17 protein-coding genes are annotated in these 18,178 nt (G+C 36.0%); 12 read left to right on the top strand and 5 right to left on the bottom strand.

The genetic code is table 11. From position 1 onward, the window contains the following. Positions 1 to 849: 849 nt before the first annotated feature. The 8 genes from EI546_RS06305 to EI546_RS06270 all read left to right on the top strand — a co-directional run bounded on the left by EI546_RS06305 (position 850) and on the right by EI546_RS06270 (position 9,876). Complete coding sequence (locus EI546_RS06305; protein ID WP_128249750.1) at positions 850 to 1,584, top strand: O-antigen ligase family protein; 735 nt, start codon at positions 850 to 852, stop codon at positions 1,582 to 1,584. Beyond that, entirely contained in the window at positions 1,585 to 2,526 is a 942-nt protein-coding gene (locus tag EI546_RS06300) for a glycosyltransferase family 2 protein (RefSeq protein ID WP_128249749.1), read from the top strand. Between the two features lie 19 nt (positions 2,527 to 2,545). Further along, positions 2,546 to 4,123 carry a hypothetical protein gene (locus EI546_RS06295; RefSeq protein WP_128249748.1) on the top strand — a complete coding sequence of 526 codons (1,578 nt, stop codon included), beginning with the start codon at positions 2,546 to 2,548 and terminating at the stop codon, positions 4,121 to 4,123. 155 nt (positions 4,124 to 4,278) lie between these two features. Further along, positions 4,279 to 5,331, top strand: a complete 1,053-nt coding sequence (locus EI546_RS06290; RefSeq protein ID WP_128249747.1) for a hypothetical protein — start codon at positions 4,279 to 4,281, stop codon at positions 5,329 to 5,331. 53 nt (positions 5,332 to 5,384) lie between these two features. Continuing rightward, positions 5,385 to 6,635 (top strand): hypothetical protein, encoded by a 1,251-nt coding sequence (locus tag EI546_RS06285; protein ID WP_128249746.1) that lies wholly within the window; start codon positions 5,385 to 5,387, stop codon positions 6,633 to 6,635. 41 nt (positions 6,636 to 6,676) lie between these two features. Next, the gene (locus EI546_RS06280; RefSeq protein ID WP_128249745.1) at positions 6,677 to 7,366 is read left to right on the top strand and encodes a lipase family protein; all 690 of its coding nucleotides are present in this window, start codon (positions 6,677 to 6,679) and stop codon (positions 7,364 to 7,366) included. Positions 7,367 to 7,489: 123 nt separating this feature from the next. Next, positions 7,490 to 8,548: a glycosyltransferase family 4 protein gene (locus EI546_RS06275; RefSeq protein WP_128249744.1), complete on the top strand. Its 1,059-nt coding sequence runs from the start codon at positions 7,490 to 7,492 to the stop codon at positions 8,546 to 8,548. Then, positions 8,545 to 9,876 carry a glycosyltransferase family 2 protein gene (locus tag EI546_RS06270; protein WP_128249743.1) on the top strand — a complete coding sequence of 444 codons (1,332 nt, stop codon included), beginning with the start codon at positions 8,545 to 8,547 and terminating at the stop codon, positions 9,874 to 9,876. Before EI546_RS06275 ends, EI546_RS06270 begins: the two co-directional genes overlap by 4 nt. Before the next feature lie 152 nt (positions 9,877 to 10,028). Here EI546_RS06270 and EI546_RS16190 read toward each other — a convergent pair whose 3' ends face one another. The 5 genes from EI546_RS16190 to recF form a co-directional block, all read right to left on the bottom strand. Next, positions 10,029 to 10,199, bottom strand: a complete 171-nt coding sequence (locus tag EI546_RS16190; protein WP_164905187.1) for a hypothetical protein — start codon at positions 10,197 to 10,199, stop codon at positions 10,029 to 10,031. 91 nt (positions 10,200 to 10,290) lie between these two features. Then, complete coding sequence (locus EI546_RS06265; protein WP_128249742.1) at positions 10,291 to 10,995, bottom strand: ABC transporter ATP-binding protein; 705 nt, start codon at positions 10,993 to 10,995, stop codon at positions 10,291 to 10,293. A 104-nt stretch (positions 10,996 to 11,099) separates the two neighbouring features. Continuing rightward, positions 11,100 to 11,393, bottom strand: coding sequence for a hypothetical protein (locus EI546_RS16185; protein WP_164905186.1), 294 nt, complete (start codon positions 11,391 to 11,393; stop codon positions 11,100 to 11,102). Positions 11,394 to 11,587: 194 nt separating this feature from the next. Further along, on the bottom strand, positions 11,588 to 12,361 hold the full coding sequence (locus EI546_RS06255; RefSeq protein WP_128249741.1) for an O-methyltransferase: 774 nt from the start codon (positions 12,359 to 12,361) through the stop codon (positions 11,588 to 11,590). 100 nt (positions 12,362 to 12,461) lie between these two features. Continuing rightward, positions 12,462 to 13,547 (bottom strand): DNA replication/repair protein RecF, encoded by a 1,086-nt coding sequence (gene recF / locus EI546_RS06250; RefSeq protein WP_128249740.1) that lies wholly within the window; start codon positions 13,545 to 13,547, stop codon positions 12,462 to 12,464. A 138-nt stretch (positions 13,548 to 13,685) separates the two neighbouring features. Here recF and EI546_RS06245 point away from each other — a divergent pair, with 138 nt between their 5' ends. The 4 genes from EI546_RS06245 (at position 13,686) to EI546_RS06225 (ending at position 18,178) form a co-directional block, all read left to right on the top strand. Next, positions 13,686 to 14,453, top strand: a complete 768-nt coding sequence (locus EI546_RS06245; protein ID WP_128249739.1) for a tetratricopeptide repeat protein — start codon at positions 13,686 to 13,688, stop codon at positions 14,451 to 14,453. Beyond that, positions 14,454 to 14,951 carry a 6,7-dimethyl-8-ribityllumazine synthase gene (gene ribH, locus EI546_RS06240; RefSeq protein WP_128249738.1) on the top strand — a complete coding sequence of 166 codons (498 nt, stop codon included), beginning with the start codon at positions 14,454 to 14,456 and terminating at the stop codon, positions 14,949 to 14,951. Positions 14,952 to 15,498: 547 nt separating this feature from the next. After that, positions 15,499 to 17,391, top strand: coding sequence for a DNA mismatch repair endonuclease MutL (gene mutL, locus EI546_RS06230; RefSeq protein ID WP_128249736.1), 1,893 nt, complete (start codon positions 15,499 to 15,501; stop codon positions 17,389 to 17,391). A gap of 52 nt (positions 17,392 to 17,443) precedes the next feature. Continuing rightward, positions 17,444 to 18,178 (top strand): rhomboid family intramembrane serine protease, encoded by a 735-nt coding sequence (locus tag EI546_RS06225; RefSeq protein WP_128249735.1) that lies wholly within the window; start codon positions 17,444 to 17,446, stop codon positions 18,176 to 18,178.

Here is an 18,178-nt window from a genome sequence, read left to right as displayed (position 1 = left end):
AAATCATTCAGAAAATGAAATGATTTTTATAAATTCAAAACATCCTGTCCTATGGAATTGAAGGTTTCTTTAGTTCAATTCAAAGCACTTTTTAGACATATTTTTGATCATAATTTAATAAATTCTATTTAATTTATCGCTCGCAATTTTGTAACTAATCTGGTAAAATTTGGATAATTATTTATTTTATGTTAATCGAAGTATTAATTAATATTCTAATATTGCGTCATTGTTTTTCCTAAGATTTTCATCATAGAAGTCTACTAAAGTTCTAAATTTATCGATACCAATAGCCTAATATTAGAAAAAATAATAACCAGACCTCTTTTTCAAATAGTGCTGTGGCTGTTGCTTTTCAGTTATTTTTATAACCTTCCTGTATTTTCTTATTCTGTTACGGGAGAAAATGAACTTCGACTATATGATTTTTTGGGTATCTATCTATTCTTCCAGTATTTTCATCACCTGCCCAAGATTTCGATTGAAATTTCCAAAGTTTTATTTTTAAAGCGGTTTCAAACTTTTGTCCTATACTGTAGTGTTTCAGTTATAATAACCATCTTGGTTGCTGTTTATAAAGAACGTTTTATTTCGTTAGCACAGAGTTTTTTATACTTATACCATTTGTGGGTGTTCTATTTAGGTGGCGTATTTTTTTATATTTATCTAAAGGACAAAAATCGCTATTATAAAATTTTAAGGTTTATAGTTATACTTATCATTTTAGAGGGAGTCTTGGTCCTCTTGCAAAATTTAAAATTAATTCCTTTTCTCTGGAGTGAGGCTTATGGTGTAAGCTACCATTGGTTTTTATCAGGCACTTTTGGTCCTAATAAGATTGTTTTGGGCATGAGCATGTTAATTTCCATAGTTTTTCTTATAGGTGTTATGAATGAACCTAGGATTGAAAAAAACAGAATTTTAATATATGTAGCGATTGGACTCGCATCTGTGACCCTTCTCCTAAGCGGCTCTCGTACTACTTATGTGGGTATTATTTTCTTTTTATTGTATTTTTTCCTTACCCAAACGGGGCGGTTTATTGTTTTTGTAATTATTGGGACTTTCTTATTTGGCGTGGTATTATTATTTACTCCAACAATTGTCGATCGCATTTCCGAAACTTTGGAAAATCGGGTTACTTATGCTATGGAAGATCCCGGTGATGTAATACAGTATCGAGAATCACGGGGTGTATATGATGAGTTGAGTGCTGGGAGAGTTGAACTTCATATGAAATATGTAGAATATTTGTTAAACCATCCCTATGTAATCCCATTTGGCAGAGGATTTATGAACCGCATGGGGGTAGGTAATTCCGCCCATAATATGTATTTATCTCTAATAAGTGAAGTAGGAATTCTCGGATTAATTCTATTTATAAGATGGCTGCTGTCTTTTATGCTTATATCAAAAGGAAAAATGCCTGGTTTACAATTGGCGCTCAATGGATTGATAATAGCTATGATGGTAACCCTCTATTTTGGAGAGCACTTATACGTTTATAGGCCGCTATTTGCACTTTTGGGTTATTTTATTCTTATTTGCATTATGTTGACTATCCCATTAAGAAATACAAAGTAAATGGAAGACAAAAAAAGAGCACTGGGCATTGTTATCCCTTACTACAACGCAGAAGCCCACATTGGGATTGTAATTGCCAAAGCTTTGCAACATTCCTATAATATCGTTATAGTCAACGACAATAGCCCCCAGCCCTTGCCCGAAAATCTCATGGGCTTAACGGGCATCGAAGTATTAACTACTCCAAAAAACCTTGGAGTGGGTGGCGCTACAAAAATGGGATTCGCACATTTTCTAAAAAATAAAAATATTAAGGTTATCCTTAAACTGGATGCCGATGATCAAATGGATACCAAGTACATCCCCGAAATGGTCCAGGCTGTTTTGGCCGAAGAATGCCACTTTATTAAGGGGAATAGATTTCGGGATTTAAATTCCTTAAAGACAATGCCTGGCCTAAGACGTTTTGGAAATCTTTGGCTTTCATTTTTGAGCAAGGCCGCAACAGGCTATTGGAATTGTTTCGATTTTAACAATGGGTTTTTAGCTGTTTCTACTAAAACCTTAAATTTTATTGATTTGGACTTACTTTCAAATAACTATTATTTTGAAACCTCTCTTATATCCAATCTGTATTACCAGCGTGCAATTATTAAGGAAATACCCATGCCGGCAATTTATGGGAATGAAAAATCAAATATGAAGTTGTATAAAATGCCAATGCATTTTACCGTTAACCTTATCAAATCCTTTTTTCAGCGAATATGGAAAGCTTATTTTGTGTACGATTTCAATATCGGGACAATTTATATTCTCTTTGGCACTATTCTATTTTCAGGGGGATTGATCTTTGGCATTCATAACTGGTATTATTATTCAATACGCGAAATACCAGCACCCACGGGTACCATTATGATCAGTGTGCTTTCTGTAATATTGGGTTTCCAGCTGTTATTGCAAGCAGTTCAATTTGATATTTTTAAAACTCCCAATAAGTCCTAGCTCCCAATTATTATTTTCTATGAAAGATAAAAAACAGTTATTCTTTTTGCTTTTATTGAATATTCTAATTGCTGCAGGATTTTATTTGGAAAATAAAAACGCGGGGTTCACCTCACTTGTATCAGATGTTCACAGTATTGTGGGTATAGCCCAGAAATTTGACGATCCACAGCGTTATAAATATGACTTGTTTCTAAACGATTTTGATAATGTAAAATATTACACACCTTTCTTTGTGCAGCCTTTGCGATTTGTAGCATATTTTATGGACTACAATTATGTGCAAGCATTAAATATCATAAGTTTTTTTCTCCATCTTATTTATGGGCTTTTATGGTTTTTTCTTTTTTATAAACTTTCAAGGAATTTTTGGATTTCCTTGATTATGTCCCTCCTAATTCGGGGAATAATCTGGCTGCCAGGTTATGAATTTTGGGGCATTACCGGAATATGGACCACCATGCCCAGAACAGTATATATTGTCTTTATGCCCTTAATTCTTCTGTTGCTTTTTCATTTTAAAGAAAAACATTTGTGGCTATCTGCCTTTGTCGCAGGTTTTATTTTTAATTTTCATCCAATCACCGGTCTTGGGGGAATACTTATTTATTTGACAATTATTGTCTATTTCTATTTCCGGAATAGGAAGACAATCGATAAGCCCATACAAAAAGTAATCCTTATTTTGGGTTCAATAATTTTGGGAATGCTTCCCTTTATCCTTACTTATTTTGGTCAGACCTCATCCGTTATTAACTATGATTTAGGAGTATATCAAAATGCCCTAAATGCCAGACTTCCTGCTAGTTTTTTCGATCCCATTATTTTTTTGAAATCTTGGAATCGTATTAGTGCTTTGTTTTTTCTAACCCTGATACTAACTTATTTTGTAGTATCTCTCTTTAAAAAATCAGAACGAAAAAGGGCTTTTCTACTTGTAACCCTAACTTTGGCTTTAATCATTATTCCCAATATTTCAGTTTATATTGAGCAGGGGATTAATGCCCTTTTTAATAGGAATCTTAGAATTTCATTCCAATTTATTCGCCTACAAAAATTAGCAATCCTGCCCGGATATTTTGCTCTTTTATTTTTATTCCTACTTTTAAAACCAAACAAAATAACTACAATTTCTTCATTTTTCATTTTTCTTCTAATAGTGAGCCTGTCTAATGGGAAGATGTTTAATTCAATTCCATTTGTTGGTGATGATATTTTCAGAACCATTTTGCCCAATTCCTTGAATATTTATAATCATCCCTCTCTAGAAAACAATGCCATGGAAAAAATGTTGGATTATATTAGAAAAAATACTCCTGAAGATGCGGTTTTCTACGGTCCGCAGATAATAAGAAGCGCCACCATGAGATCTGTTGTACTGGATTCTAAGGGGGCGTCGATATTAATAGAAGGGAATCCGACGGAATTTACCGATTGGCTTAAGGATAGGAATGAATTTAGGAAATTGGAAGACCAAAATTCACAAATAGAGTTTCTAATGAATAAAAATGTCAACTATATTGTTGATGATAGGGAAAGGTTTAATTTAATAGTCCCCGTTTTTAAAGTGGGACATTTGAAACTTTATCAATTGTAATGAGTACATAACTATATGTTAGAAAAAAGGGAGATATATATTTATGTGATTGAAACTCTATAATTCAATTGCTGAACATTGCAGTTGGATCAAATTTTGGTAATTTTTAATAAAAATTCGCTTTGAGTTTTTAAATGGATTTAAGTAAAATGTTAATGAAAAGTAAGTTTTATAAGATTCTACAAAAACACCTTCATAAGTTTGGTATTTATATACAATATTACCCTTCTGACAAAGCAATTCATTACCATCTTAAGAGCAAACCTGTTAATATCCAAAATTATGAACTCAACAAACTATCCAAAACAATTAGAAGCGCTGGAAACCACAGCTTTTATAACTCTTTATTAAAAAGATTTGTGCCTTCTTGGGATGTCGCTTTAGAGAATGCGTCCTTTGTAGTAGGTGGTGGGGGAGGCGAAAGCAGCTTAAACGCATTTCGGAAAGTAAAAATAGGAGGCACCTTTTTTTTTGAGAAGATTTACTTTTCGGAACACGAGGATTTAAAAAGAATTAGGTGGTTTTACCAACATGCTTCAGCTCTCTTAACCGAAAGTGGATTAGTTGTGCCCAAAGTGCGCGCAATGTATGAGGGGGACGCATTTGTTATTGTTTATTTCAATTTTTTAGATTTAAAAAGTTTAGAAGACTTCGAAATGCAATCCGCTTTTTTTAAAGTTTCAGAGCTAATGTATAGAGCTTCGATGGATACAGTTTTTACTGCTAAAGGGAATGAGCTTCCCGAATATCTTACCAACTTTAAAAACCATTTCGAATATAAAAATAAAATTTCTCGAGGTAAACTTAGGCTTGGGGATATACGAATATCCCAGGTGCAAATTGAAAAAAATGTATCCTCTTCAAAATTGATTTTTACTCATGGGGATATTCAGGAAAAGAATGTATTTAAGAATCAAATTAATATTGATTGGGATACATTTGGACTCTATCCCATAGGTTTTGATTTTGCTTTTTCCTGTTATCAGTTATTGAAAGATGAAAAAATAAGCCCCAAATCGGTAGATGGCATTATAGAAGATTGCAAAATGGGGATTGATAAGAATTACTGGATAGAATTTGAAAGAAACTTTGTCTATTTTCTATTCATATTTTTGGGAAATTATTTTAAAAAGGAAGACTATAAAGAACTTGAACTCGGATTAATACAAAAGATGAGAGATTTATTTTCTTCTGATATATTTGAATAACTTAGAAGTTTTATAGACTAAAAAAACTTCTGGATTTTTAAATCCACTTTATAATGTATTATTCCGAGATCCTATTTAAGAAAGAGCCTTACGGTTTTTACCATAATTTAGAATGTGATTTTGCATGTTTTGCGCTATGGAAAACTGCCCGACCATACCGAGACAGAATTCGGGAATTGTTAACTTTAAAATTTGAAATTCTCTTAGAGACTGAAATTATATGGACAACTGAAAACTTCAAGCAGAATGCTGCCCGTTTATATGAGGCTCCCATAAAATCCAACGTTCCTAAAGAAAAATGGCCGAAAGGACATGAAGAAAAGATTGGCGATACAAAATTTATTTTATTTGTAGTAAAGGATTGTAATCCCCACTACACTTATGCAATGTCTGTTTCAAAAAAGATTGAATTGTCCAATCTAAATGTGGTAGCAGCAAAATATCAAATCCGTGATTGGATTTATGATGATCTAAAAACCAAATTCGCCGTCCATTCCACTAACAACATTCAGGAATTTTTTTTCCAGGCTCCATTAATCTTGGGTGTAGAACTTTTTAAAAAGTTGATGGATGGCGAAAAGCTTAAGATACCGCAAATAGCGAAGGATTTGGAAGGTGCCAATGGATGGAATAGCTATAAGGAAGTATTTGAAATTTTGAATCTTACCTGCAATTACCTTGTGTTGAGGGGATTTGAAGGTTTACCTGAGGAAAATCCCGAAAAAGATATTGATGTGCTTACAGATAATTATCAACGTTTTGCCTCTGCTTTAGGGGCAACGCAAGTGGCGCATCAGCCCTATAAAGGTAAGGTTAAGGTGAATAGTGAAAACATAAGCTTGGACATCCGTTATATAGGTGATAAATATTACGATGTTGCTTGGACAAAGGAAATGCTTCAAACTAAAGTCAACCGAAATAGTGTCTTTGTGCCAAGAGAGGATCATTATTTTTTTAGTTTATTATTTCACGCCAAAGTACAAAAGCCTAAAGTAAAGGAGAAGTATATAAGTATTTTAGAGAGGTTAGCAGAAAATTTGAAATTCAATTGGTATGATGCTAATAAACTCCATAATGATAAGGCTATGGGAGAACTATTAAACGGATATTTCAGAGCAAATCATTACTATTATAAAGACCCGCTTGATAAAGGAGTTTATAAAAACGAAGCTGTAATAAAACATATTCAAAGCAATAGAGCATTGACCACTAAGATTTGGACTAAAAGGATAGAAGGCAAACTTATGGAGGTTTTACCGGTTAAAACGATAAAGGTTTTAAAGAAAATAAAGCGAAAGTTTTAGATCCAAACTCATTATTATATAGAATAATAGAATATAAGTAAATGAAAAGAGAGGAATTAGAAAAAACTAAGAATGGTAATTTTGTGGATTTTAGTGGACATAAGAATCTTCTGGTCTCATTCGGAGGGATCTATCAAGGATTAGGTATTCCGGTCTTTGAATTTTTTAATTCCATTTCTGATATACAATGTGATAAGATATTTTTGAGAGACTTTAATCAGGCTTGGTATCACATGGGTGTTGACTCAGAATTGAATAGCATGGATGAGATCACTGAATATCTTGGAAAAATGATTACCGAGAAAGGATATGAAAAAGTTTGTTTTATTGGAAACTCTATGGGAGGTTATGCCGCATTATTATTTGGAAGTATCTTAAAAGTAAGCTGTGTTATTGCCTTTGCTCCACAAACATTTATAAACAAAGGCAATCGTTTGTTTTACTTGGATAGAAGATGGAGAAAACAAATTGCTCGTGTTTATGCTTTTAATAATAAGAAAACAGAAAATTTTGATATAAAAAAGATTCTTTCTCGAAACCAGGATTTTGGTACTAGATTAAATATTTACTATTCGACACAACATAGATTAGACAAAATTCATGCTGAAAGACTTAAAAGAATAAATAATATTTTTTTGCATCCCATACGAGAGGGGGGACACGAAGTCGTTAGAATTGTAAGAAATAATGGTGAGCTAAAATCATTGATTAAAGCAAGTTTTGAGATATAGGATACCGATTTTGTTAAGGTAATTTTAAATAATGGTTTAGGGAGGATAGGCGTAATTCAAATTATATTAAAAGGTTCTTTTTAATAGAAACGAACTTTAGACGTATCAGTACAAATTAGAACGATGAAAATAATCTTTTTTTACACCTATAACCAAAGTTTTTTGTCGTCCTTTTTTAAGGAATTGTCCATTCAACTCATTGAAGGAGAATATGATATTAAAATTGTATCCCTTAAGGAAAAATCTGAATTATTAGAAGTTGCTCCAGGACTTTCCGTTCAAATTTTAAAAAAGAGAAGTAAATGGCTTAATTATATTTCTATATTTAAGTTGCTAATGTCAGAAAAACCTGATGTAGTTATTTCAAATTTCAGTTATGTAAACCCGGCTATTCTGAGTGGTAAATTGTTAGGGATAAAAAAAAACATAGTATGGTTTCATACGGTTACTCAAGCATTGAACCCCAGCAAAAATCAAGTTCGAATAAAGTCAATCTTTCTTAAGCAAGCCTCAGAGATAATTGTGAATTCTGAAAGTTTAAAAGGAGATTTAGAGCATGACTATTCCATTTCCAAAACCAAAATATTTCCGATACCATTTTGGTCTTCTCTTGAGGCCTCACATACGAAAAGTGAGGTGTTTAAAAAGAAGTCATTAATAAAAATTGGATGCCCTGGAAGAATTGAGGAAGTGAAAAATCAACAATTAATAATCGACAGTTTGGTCAATGTAGAAGAAAGGATTTCCTGGAGATTGTATATTGCAGGAAGTGGGAGCAATGAAGAATCTTTAAGGTTGAAAGTTCGACAGCTCAATTTGGAGGATAAAGTGGATTTCTTGGGTGTTTTAAGTATTGATAAAATGAAGGAGTATTACGAAGAAATTGACTTGATTATTCTTCCTAGTAAATTTGAGGCCTTTGGTTTGGTTTTAATTGAAGCGCTTTCAATGGGATGCCCCGTTCTTGTTTCTGAAAGTTTTGGTGCTTTGGGTTATATTAAGGATGGGGAATTCTTAAATAAATATTCTTTCAACCCTCATAGTTCGGTAGATTTAAGCGCTAAGTTGAACAATGTCATTGCCAATAAAGAGCATTCTTCAGACTACTTTAGAAATATTTATACAACCTATTTTCAGAAGGAAAAGATTATTGCAAAAGTTGAAGAGGTAATTAATTTATGATTTTCAATTTCCTCAAATATCTCCAGCCCACTCATTACTTCCAACTCTACAGAAAGAATGGCGGCTCCATCTTTCCTATAGTCGAAAAACTGCCGGGAGAAATACAGGATCAATTGGATTGGGATTCCACTTTTAAAAGTGAATTGGCAAGACAATACGATCTATCGTGGCAGGCAATCCAAAAGGGTTATACTGGCAACGCTGAAACCTATAGAATCTTCGAAAAAGTTCCTGTGGAGGATGAATACCGCTTCATTAGAAAATACTTTCATTCAGTCTGGGTGTTTTATGTGCTGATGCTTCGTCTTCTCTCCTTTAAAAATCCCCTCCATGAAATCCGTGCTTGGAGAAAAAGTAGGAACACCAAAAAAAGTGATTTTCTACACAGTCCCATAAAACAGGAAGGTTGGGAGAATTTCCATTCTACGCTAATTGTAAAAAATCCTTTGGTAAGCATCGTGATCCCAACCCTTAACCGTTATGAATATCTAAAAGATGTGTTATTTGACCTTGAACTACAGGATTATAAAAATTTTGAGGTCATTATCGTCGATCAATCCCAACCTTTTCAAAAAGACTTCTACGCAGATTTTAAGCTGGACATTCAACTTATACACCAAGAAGAACGTGCCTTATGGCTGGCGCGGAATAGGGCGATAGAAATTTCAAAAGGTGAATATCTCCTCCTTTTTGATGACGACAGCCGCGTGGATCCCGATTGGATAACCAATCATTTGAAATGTCTCCATTTTTTTAAGGCAGATATTTCCGCAGGGGTTTCAATTTCCACCTTGGGAGCTGAGGTTCCTGCAAATTACTCCTTCTTCAATATTTCAAGTCAATTGGATACGGGAAACGTACTAATAAAAAAAGATGTTTTCAGACAAATAGGACTTTTTGATCGACAGTTCGAAAAACAACGGATGGGTGACGGCGAATTTGGTTTGAGAGCATACCTGAATAATTTTCGAAATATATCCAATCCTTATGCGAAGCGGCTGCACTTAAAAGTAGGTTCGGGAGGACTGCGCGAAATGGGAAGCTGGGATGCCTTTCGTCCCAAAAATCTGTTTGCACCGCGACCCATACCCAGCGTACTCTATTTCTTTAGAAAATACTTTGGTACAAAACGCGCACTCTTGGCTCTTTTAAAAACCGTCCCCCCTTCCGTGGTTCCCTATCGTTACAAAAAAAACAAGAAAATGCTGGTGCTCGGTATTTTTATCTCGCTGCTATTGTTTCCCTTTGTGCTGCTGCAGGTAACAATTTCCTGGCGATTGGCTACGAGAAAATTGGAAGAAGGAGAGAAGATAGAAAGGTTGGAATAATTCATAATTCAGAATTAATAAACTCTGTCCCTCTTTTGTATGCACTTTGTGGTAAAATTGTTTAAGGCTCCCCCAGTTTTCTATCACCAATTTTGAGCATTGAACATTGAACATTGAACATTGAACATTGAAAATTGAACATTCAAAACCTCTCAATCTCCAACCTCCTTCTCTCTTTCTTTTTTTCGATTATAATACCCACCGCGGAAATTCCTGTTCCGACGTTCCCTCTGTTTCCCAGCGTTGCGTTTGTTCCAAAAGTAAATAACGGCCAGAAAGAGAATTCCGCCGATTATTAGAGTTATGGGGTTTGTAAAGTCCATTTTTTAATGTTCAAAATTAATTTGCAATGGTTCCATGTTCCCGTCTCTCTTCTTTATTCCCCAACTCTGTCCTGTTCCCATAATTCATAATTCACAACTTTAAATCCATAACCTCCCTCAAAGAATCACTCTCAATCATCCCATCTCTAAGTCGAATAATCCGATGGGCATTTTCGGCGATTTCTTCTTCGTGGGTTACTAATATTACGGTGTTTCCGGCTTGATGGATTTTATTGAACAGATTCATAATTTCAACAGAAGTTTTTGAATCGAGGTTTCCCGTGGGCTCATCCGCCAAAATAATTGAGGGACTATTTACCAATGCCCTTCCCACTGCTACCCTTTGACGTTGACCTCCAGAAAGTTGGTTGGGCTTGTGATCCATTCTATCCGCCAGACCTACCTGCGTAAGGACTTCTTCAGCCCGTGCCGTCCGGTCTTTTTTAGATACCCCTGCGTAAATCATGGGCAACGCCACATTCTCGAGGGCAGTGGTTCTTGGCAGTAAATTAAAAGTTTGGAATACAAAACCGATTTCCTTATTCCGGATTTCCGCCAACTCGTCGTCTGTCATATTGCTCACATCCTTTCCATTGAGTTCATAACTACCTGACGTGGGAGTATCTAAACAGCCCAAAAGGTTCATAAGCGTAGATTTTCCTGAACCCGAGGGTCCCATTAAGGCTACATATTCGCCACGCTCAATGTCCAAATCAATTCCCTTTAAAACCTTTACCACATCATTCCCCATAGGAAAGTCCCGGGTGATATTTCTGATTTTTATTATTAAACCCATAGTTTTTATTTTCCTGCTTCCTAGTTTTGACCATTCAGGTAATATGACGCAAAGATACTGTTACTGTTACAGAAATTCTGAATTCAGAATTATGAATTTAGAATTCAGAATTCGAAATTCAGAATTGGGTCATTCCCTTCGGGGGACAAGGGGGACGGAAGGAAATCGAAATCGAAACCGAAATCGAAAACGAAATCGAAATTGAAACCGAAATCGAAATTGAAATCGAAATCGAAATCGAAATCGAAATCGAAAACGAAACCGAAATCGAAATCGAAATCGAAATCGAAAACGAAATCGAAATCGAAAACGAAATCGAAATTGAAATTGAAACCGAAATCGAAGAGCTCCGTAATAAATTGAAATGTAGTTTTATAAAATTCTAACAAGTTTCCCATCTCCCCCTTTAGAACTTGTCCCGAACTTGCTTCGAGGAGGGCTGGGGATCGATTAAATTTCAAGGCAGCTGAGTGAATTTCAGCCCCGCTGAAATTTGTACCGATGCATATGTTCAATGAATAAAACAATCAAAGGTAGCTGAGTGATTCTGATAATTTCGATGCAAATCGAAAATATCAGAATTGTATCGAAGCTAGGTGCGGATCACAAAATGTTCCTTCCGCTGTTCCTTTCGAAAAAATACAATTCCCCATTGAAAGGTATCGATACTGACGGTCACTTTTTCATGAGCCCGAATTGTTTCCCAGGCCTCGGTCATTCCCTTGCTCCAATAGATATCATCAAAGATGATTACCGAGTTATTGTGAATATGATTCAAAAGTGAGTTAAAATAAGCTATAGTGCGCTCTCCATTATGGTCCCCATCTATAAATATTAAATCATATTTTTCTTTTGGGTCGTATTCCAGAAATTCTTTGAAAGTTTTCTGATGGATCTGAATGTTTGATAGCCCAAATTTAGAAAAATATCTTTCTGCGATTTTAGTGGTATTTTCACAGGCTTCTACGGTGTGAACATATGCAAATTCGTTTGAAAGAGCGAGTGGGACCGTGCCCAGACCAAGGGAAGTTCCAAATTCCAACATGGTTTCACACTTTAGATAAGCGGCTAATCGATAGAGAAGCTTTTGTCGCTTTCCTTTCATCCCCACTTTTTTATAAACCACGGAAATTTTTCTGTCAGGATGTTTGAAAATTCTTGAACCTTGTCCGTGGTCCACAGTTGTTATAACCGAGGCATCTTGTTTTAATGCTTTCCTGTGGGACTTTAAAATTCGATACGCCGGGTATTTTCTAGAATCGTTAAAACATTGCGTAACCAAACTGTAAACAAATGGAGAATGGACTCCGTGTTTGTTTTTTGAAAGCCGAAGAAATTTTATAAGACTTTTAGCTTGGTGGATCATTTTTGAGTTATAAGTTCAGAGTTATAAGTTCAGAGGTAATGGTTGAGTTTTGTTTGTCCGCTGTCTAGACTCTAGATTCTAGACTTTAACCTCTGGCCCCTCAATTTTCCAGAGCAAACATTTTATACGTCTGCCTAACCTTTTTAATTACTTCCTCTGTTCGTTCTGCGTGGGTATCACTTATAAAAAGTTGACCGAAATTTTCGTTATCTACCAACGAGATGAGATGAGCTACCCGTGTTTCATCCAACTTATCAAAAATATCATCCAACAGTAAAATCGGATTTGTTTTGGAATGTGTTTTTATAAAATCGAATTGTGCCAGTTTTAAAGCAATCAAATAAGATTTCTGCTGCCCCTGTGATCCGAATTTCTTGATAGGGTGTCCGTCGATCTCCAAAATTAGATCATCCTTATGAATACCATAATTGGTGTATTGCGAAATTCTATCTTTTGAAAGATTATTTTGGAGCAAGGTCAATAAGTCGTTTTCCTGAAGCTGACTTTCGTAAGTGAGATCGATATCTTCTTCTCCACTGCTAATGGATTTGTATCTGTTTAAAAAAATGGGAAGAAATTCCTCTAAAAAAGCCGTCCTTTTTCCAAATATAGATGTTGCGAAAGTATGAAGTTGTTCGTTGTAAATATCTATTGTGTCTTGGTTAAAGGTATTATTGGCAACAAAATACTTTAACAGGGAATTGCGCTGCGCCAGAACCTTGTTGTATTTTATCAAAGTTTGAAGATAATCCGCATCTCGCTGCGAAATAACCCCATCGATAAATTTCCTTCTGGTATCACTGCCCTCAATAATCAAATCGCGATCTGCGGGTGAAATAATTACCAAGGGTAGAAATCCTATATGGTCACTAAATCTCTCATAAACCTTTCCATTTCTTTTTATAACCTTCTTTTGACCTTTTTTGGCACTAACTACAATTTTTTCGGCTGACTCTTTTTTCGCATAAACTCCTTCTATTACGAAAAATTCTTCTCCATGCTTAATATTTTGGGTAGTTATAGGGTTAAAATAGCTTTTTCCGAAGGAAAGATGGTAGATGGCATCGAGTACATTTGTCTTTCCTACGCCGTTATTTCCTGCAAAACAATTTATTTTTGGATCGAAGTCGAAGGATTGCGCTTGAAAATTTTTATAATTCAGTAAAGAGAGTTTCTGTAAAACCATAAGGATGAAAAGATTGCGATTCCTTATTCTTTTTGGAACGAGAGGAATTCAGCTTTGCAAATTATCAAAAAATAAGAAATATTTATCCTTTCAAATTCCATTTAAAATTTTATTTTTGCGCCACATTAACCTAGAACTATGGCAACGTATAAAAAACGCGCGGGCAAACCGAGAACCAAGGCTGATAAAGACGCCCAAATTGAGGAAAACAGTACTACGGCTGAGGTGTTCAGAAGTCTCGATGAGGGAGCTTCAAGGACTGAGGCTTGGGTAGAGAAAAATCAAAAAGGGATTATTGGAGTGATTGCAGTGGTTGCAATTTGTGTTTTGGGTTATTTTGCGTACCACCAATATATTCAGAAACCAAAAGAAATTGAGGCAACGAATAAGATGTTCCAGGCCCAAAACTACTGGGAACAAGCATTAACCGCTCCAGCCAAGGATTCTCTTTATAATCTTTCGCTACAAGGTGGAAATGGAAAATTTGGTTTCCTTGATATAATCGAGAATTACGGAGGTACAGATGCTGCAAATCTTGCCCATTATTACGCCGGAATGGCCTATTTGAACCTTAACAAATATCAGGATGCTATTGAACAATTGGATAAATTTAAGAGCAAGGACGATATTTTGGCCCCATTGGCAAAAGGAGCAATAGGTGATGCTTTTGCACAATTGAACCAAAATGAGGATGCTTTGAAGTATTATGAGGAAGCAGCAAAGATGCGTACCAATGATTTTACTACGCCACGTTTCCTTTTAAAAGCAGGAATTGCTGCAATGTCATTAAACCAAAGTGACAAGGCGCTAAAACATTTCAAAAAGATAACAGAAGATTATCCAAAATCTCCTGAGGTTACTAAAGCTGAAATCTATACTGGCCGTGCCCAGGCAATGAACAAATAAATGGCCACAGAAAATAAAAATTTATCGGCTTACGATAAAAACACAATCCCAAATGCGAAAGATTTTCGATTTGGGATTGTTGTTTCAGAATGGAACCATGATATTACCGAAGGAATGTTTCAGGGCGCATTCGACGCATTAAAGGATTGCGGTACCGTAAATGAAAACATTGTTCGGTGGAACGTACCAGGAAGTTTTGAACTTATTTACGGAGCGAAAAGAATGGCTGAAAGCTATGATATGCTGGATGCTATTATTGTTATAGGAAGTGTAATCCAGGGAGAAACCAAGCATTTTGATTATGTATGCGAAGCTGTTTCTCAGGGCATTAAAGATTTGAATGTTCAAGGAAAGATTCCCGTTATTTTCTGCGTCCTTACCGACAATAACCTACAACAGGCCATTGATCGCAGCGGTGGCCAACACGGTAATAAAGGCACAGAAGCCGCAATCGCCGCCATTAAGATGGCACAACTTCGGAAGGACTCGAGGTTTTAAATTCCAATTCTGAATTCAGAATTATAGGGAGTGTGCTAAAGTTCAGAGTGCAGAGTTATGAGTTATGCGTTAAAAGTTTTAATTTCGATTAAACCATTAACCATAAACTACCGACTACCGACTACCCACTACCGACTACTCAGAACTGATCACTGCCCACTGAATAACTGCTAGAACGGTACGGTAATTGTTCCAAAAGCCTATCGAAAGACTTTAGAAAACATAGTAATTTCAGTACCTTTGGGGCACGACAATTATGGGAATAATAAGTAAGAGAAAGAATAAGAAGTTTAACTATAGGCCGCGTCACTTTGAGCATGACGGAGATGGCAGTCCATTTTCTATTGAGCATAAATTTGACAAATTCCGCTCGACCGTAGGAGATAATAAAAGTCTAAAAGGGAAATTTAAGACCGCCTGGGGAGAATTGCGTTCCACTTCCGATAAAAATACCCGGTTTCGACTTTTTGTTATAATAGCAGTTCTAATTTTATTGTTTCTCTTTATTATCGAATTCGACCTATCAATATTCTACCTTTAAACCTTCATGACAGACATTATCCAGTTATTGCCCGACCACGTAGCCAATCAAATTGCGGCCGGTGAGGTAGTGCAAAGACCGGCCTCGTTGGTTAAGGAATTGTTAGAGAATGCCATAGATGCCAAAGCCACTTCTATCATACTAATTGTTAAGGATGCGGGCAAAACCTTGGTACAGGTTACTGATGATGGAGTAGGAATGAGCCTAACCGATGCACGTTTGAGTTTTGAACGCCACGCAACTTCAAAAATTAAATCGGCTGACGATCTGTTTAACCTTCACACCAAAGGTTTTCGGGGTGAGGCCTTGGCCTCAATCGCTGCCATTGCCCACGTGGAATTGAAAACAAGGAAGGAGGATGTTGAGGTCGGTACCCACATTACCATTGAGGGAAGCAAGGTGATGTCGCAGGAACCTTCTGTAGTACCCAAAGGGACAACCATTTCCGTAAAGAATTTGTTTTACAATATTCCCGCGAGAAGAAATTTTCTAAAGAGCAATCCCGTGGAAATGCGTCATATTATAGATGAATTTCATAGAGTCGCACTAGCGCATCCCAGCGTGTCTTTCCAAATGCTTCACAATGGAAGTGATATTTTCAACTTACCTTCCTCAAATTTAAAGCAGAGGATAGTCAATATTTTCGGAATCAAAACAAATGAGAAATTGGTGCCGGTTAATGAAGAAACCGAAATTTTAAAAATCAGTGGTTTTATCTTGAAACCGGAATATGGGAAAAAGAGCAGGGGAGAGCAGTTCTTTTTTGTGAACGACCGTTTTATTAAAAGTCCATACCTTCATCACGCCGTAGCCTCGGCTTTTGAAGGGTTGATAAAAGCTGATGTGCATCCTGGATATTTTCTCTTTTTGGAAGTAGATCCCCATTCCATAGATATAAATATCCATCCTACGAAAACGGAAATAAAATTTGACGACGAGCATTCTATTTACGCTATGCTCAGAGCGACGGTAAAACATAGTTTGGGCCAGTTTAACATTGCTCCAGTACTCGATTTTGAGAGGGACAAAGGTTTTGACACGCCTTATGAATACGGGCAAAAAAGTCCAGTTGCCCCTTCTATTGATGTAGATAGGGATTTTAATCCTTTTAAAGAAAAGCCAAAACAAGGGAATATCAATTTTCCATTTGAGCGCAAGCAAACGGGATCATCTTGGGAATCTTTATATGTGGGTTTAAAAGATGGTTTCGGATCGACCCAGCAATTTGAGCGTACCTCGAGCCCCTCCTCCGCGCTCGGGATAAACTCCACTGAGATGATGGAATTTGAAAGCGAGGAGGTTACCGGAAGTCTTTTTGAAAAAGATAAAGCTGAAGCCCGACAGCTCACTTTTCAGCTTCAAAATAAATACATTGTAAGTCCGTTAAAAAATGGAATAATGGTGGTCCACCAAAACTTGGCACATCAACGGATTCTATATGAGGAGTTGTTGAAGAATATGACGGTGAAAGAAGCGGTAAGTCAACAATTATTGTTTCCCTTGCAATTGAATTTTTCTAAACCGGATGTGGAGATTATTGAAAAAATTCGGGAGCAACTTGAAAATACCGGGTTTGTCTTTTCAGAATTAAAAAATGAAAGTATAGAGATTAGCGGTATTCCCGTGATGATCTTAGAGAGCCATGTTATAAATTTGTTGCACGAGTTAGTGAATCACATTAAAGAAGACGTACCTACCCAAGGATTTAGTCAGAATGATATATTGGCGAAATCAATGGCTGCAAGTATGGCAATTAAAACGGGAATTTCCCTAAATAAAGAAGAGCAAGAGCATATGATCAATCAATTGTTCGCTTGTAAAGAACCTAGCGTGAGTCCCGATAATAGGTCTGTATTTATTATAATTGACTCGGGCGATATTGATAAGAAATTTTTGTAAAATGGTCCTTTATTAGGACGATAACTTTCCACCTTAAGGTGGGACCGGAAATATGGGAAGAGTAACCGAAACCATTAAGGTTTTAATTGTTTTAAATGTACTTTTTTTTATTGGTACACTCGTTATTGGCGACGTAGCCTATCGTTTGTTTGCTCTTTATTATTTTGAAAATCCTAATTTTCAATATTGGCAACCTCTTACCCATATGTTTATGCATGGCGGGTTTATGCATATTCTATTTAATATGTATGCTCTTTGGGCATTCGGTTCGCCTTTGGAAATAAGATGGGGTCGGAACAAATTTTTGTTTTTTTATTTTTCCGCAGGACTTGGAGCTGCTCTTATCCATACACTTGTTAACTATTATCACGTTCATACCGGAATGGAAGCATTAATGGCAGCAGGTTTGGATAAAACAAGTATTCTCGATTTTCTTAACTCCGGCAGTTACGATACGCGAATATTAAATTCAGTGCCCATAGAAGTGCTCCACCAGACTTACGATGGTTTTAATACTCCAGCCGTGGGCGCCTCAGGAGCGATTTATGGGGTTTTGGTAGCTTTCGGAATTATGTTTCCGAACATTGAACTTATGCTTATCTTTTTGCCTATTCCCATTAAAGCCAAGTACTTTATACCGGCAATTATCCTTGGTGATCTTATTTTTGGTCTAAGTGGTACCCCCTCTGGAGTAGCGCATTGGGCACATATTGGTGGTGCATTATTTGGGTTTATTATGGCATGGTATTGGAAGAAAAACAGTTTTGATAACCATCGTTGGAATTAA

It is taken from the genome of Aequorivita sp. H23M31, from assembly GCF_004022485.1.
In the GTDB taxonomy this organism is placed as follows: domain Bacteria; phylum Bacteroidota; class Bacteroidia; order Flavobacteriales; family Flavobacteriaceae; genus Aequorivita; species Aequorivita ciconiae.
Note: the sequence above shows the minus strand (reverse complement) of the source record. Positions and strands in the feature narration are given on the sequence as shown.

Excerpts from the sequence above, each read along its gene's own strand:
- EI546_RS06305 (WP_128249750.1), top strand. The coding sequence starts at position 850 with ATGAGCATGTTAATTTCCATAGTTTTTCTTATAGGTGTTATGAATGAA.
- EI546_RS06300 (WP_128249749.1), top strand. The coding sequence starts at position 1,585 with ATGGAAGACAAAAAAAGAGCACTGGGCATTGTTATCCCTTACTACAAC.
- EI546_RS06295 (WP_128249748.1), top strand. The coding sequence starts at position 2,546 with ATGAAAGATAAAAAACAGTTATTCTTTTTGCTTTTATTGAATATTCTA.
- EI546_RS06290 (WP_128249747.1), top strand. The coding sequence starts at position 4,279 with ATGAAAAGTAAGTTTTATAAGATTCTACAAAAACACCTTCATAAGTTT.
- EI546_RS06285 (WP_128249746.1), top strand. The coding sequence starts at position 5,385 with ATGTATTATTCCGAGATCCTATTTAAGAAAGAGCCTTACGGTTTTTAC.
- EI546_RS06280 (WP_128249745.1), top strand. The coding sequence starts at position 6,677 with ATGAAAAGAGAGGAATTAGAAAAAACTAAGAATGGTAATTTTGTGGAT.
- EI546_RS06275 (WP_128249744.1), top strand. The coding sequence starts at position 7,490 with ATGAAAATAATCTTTTTTTACACCTATAACCAAAGTTTTTTGTCGTCC.
- EI546_RS06270 (WP_128249743.1), top strand. The coding sequence starts at position 8,545 with ATGATTTTCAATTTCCTCAAATATCTCCAGCCCACTCATTACTTCCAA.
- EI546_RS16190 (WP_164905187.1), bottom strand. The coding sequence starts at position 10,199 with ATGGACTTTACAAACCCCATAACTCTAATAATCGGCGGAATTCTCTTT.
- EI546_RS06265 (WP_128249742.1), bottom strand. The coding sequence starts at position 10,995 with ATGGGTTTAATAATAAAAATCAGAAATATCACCCGGGACTTTCCTATG.
- EI546_RS16185 (WP_164905186.1), bottom strand. The coding sequence starts at position 11,393 with ATGGGAAACTTGTTAGAATTTTATAAAACTACATTTCAATTTATTACG.
- EI546_RS06255 (WP_128249741.1), bottom strand. The coding sequence starts at position 12,361 with ATGATCCACCAAGCTAAAAGTCTTATAAAATTTCTTCGGCTTTCAAAA.
- recF (WP_128249740.1), bottom strand. The coding sequence starts at position 13,547 with ATGGTTTTACAGAAACTCTCTTTACTGAATTATAAAAATTTTCAAGCG.
- EI546_RS06245 (WP_128249739.1), top strand. The coding sequence starts at position 13,686 with ATGGCAACGTATAAAAAACGCGCGGGCAAACCGAGAACCAAGGCTGAT.
- ribH (WP_128249738.1), top strand. The coding sequence starts at position 14,454 with ATGGCCACAGAAAATAAAAATTTATCGGCTTACGATAAAAACACAATC.
- mutL (WP_128249736.1), top strand. The coding sequence starts at position 15,499 with ATGACAGACATTATCCAGTTATTGCCCGACCACGTAGCCAATCAAATT.
- EI546_RS06225 (WP_128249735.1), top strand. The coding sequence starts at position 17,444 with ATGGGAAGAGTAACCGAAACCATTAAGGTTTTAATTGTTTTAAATGTA.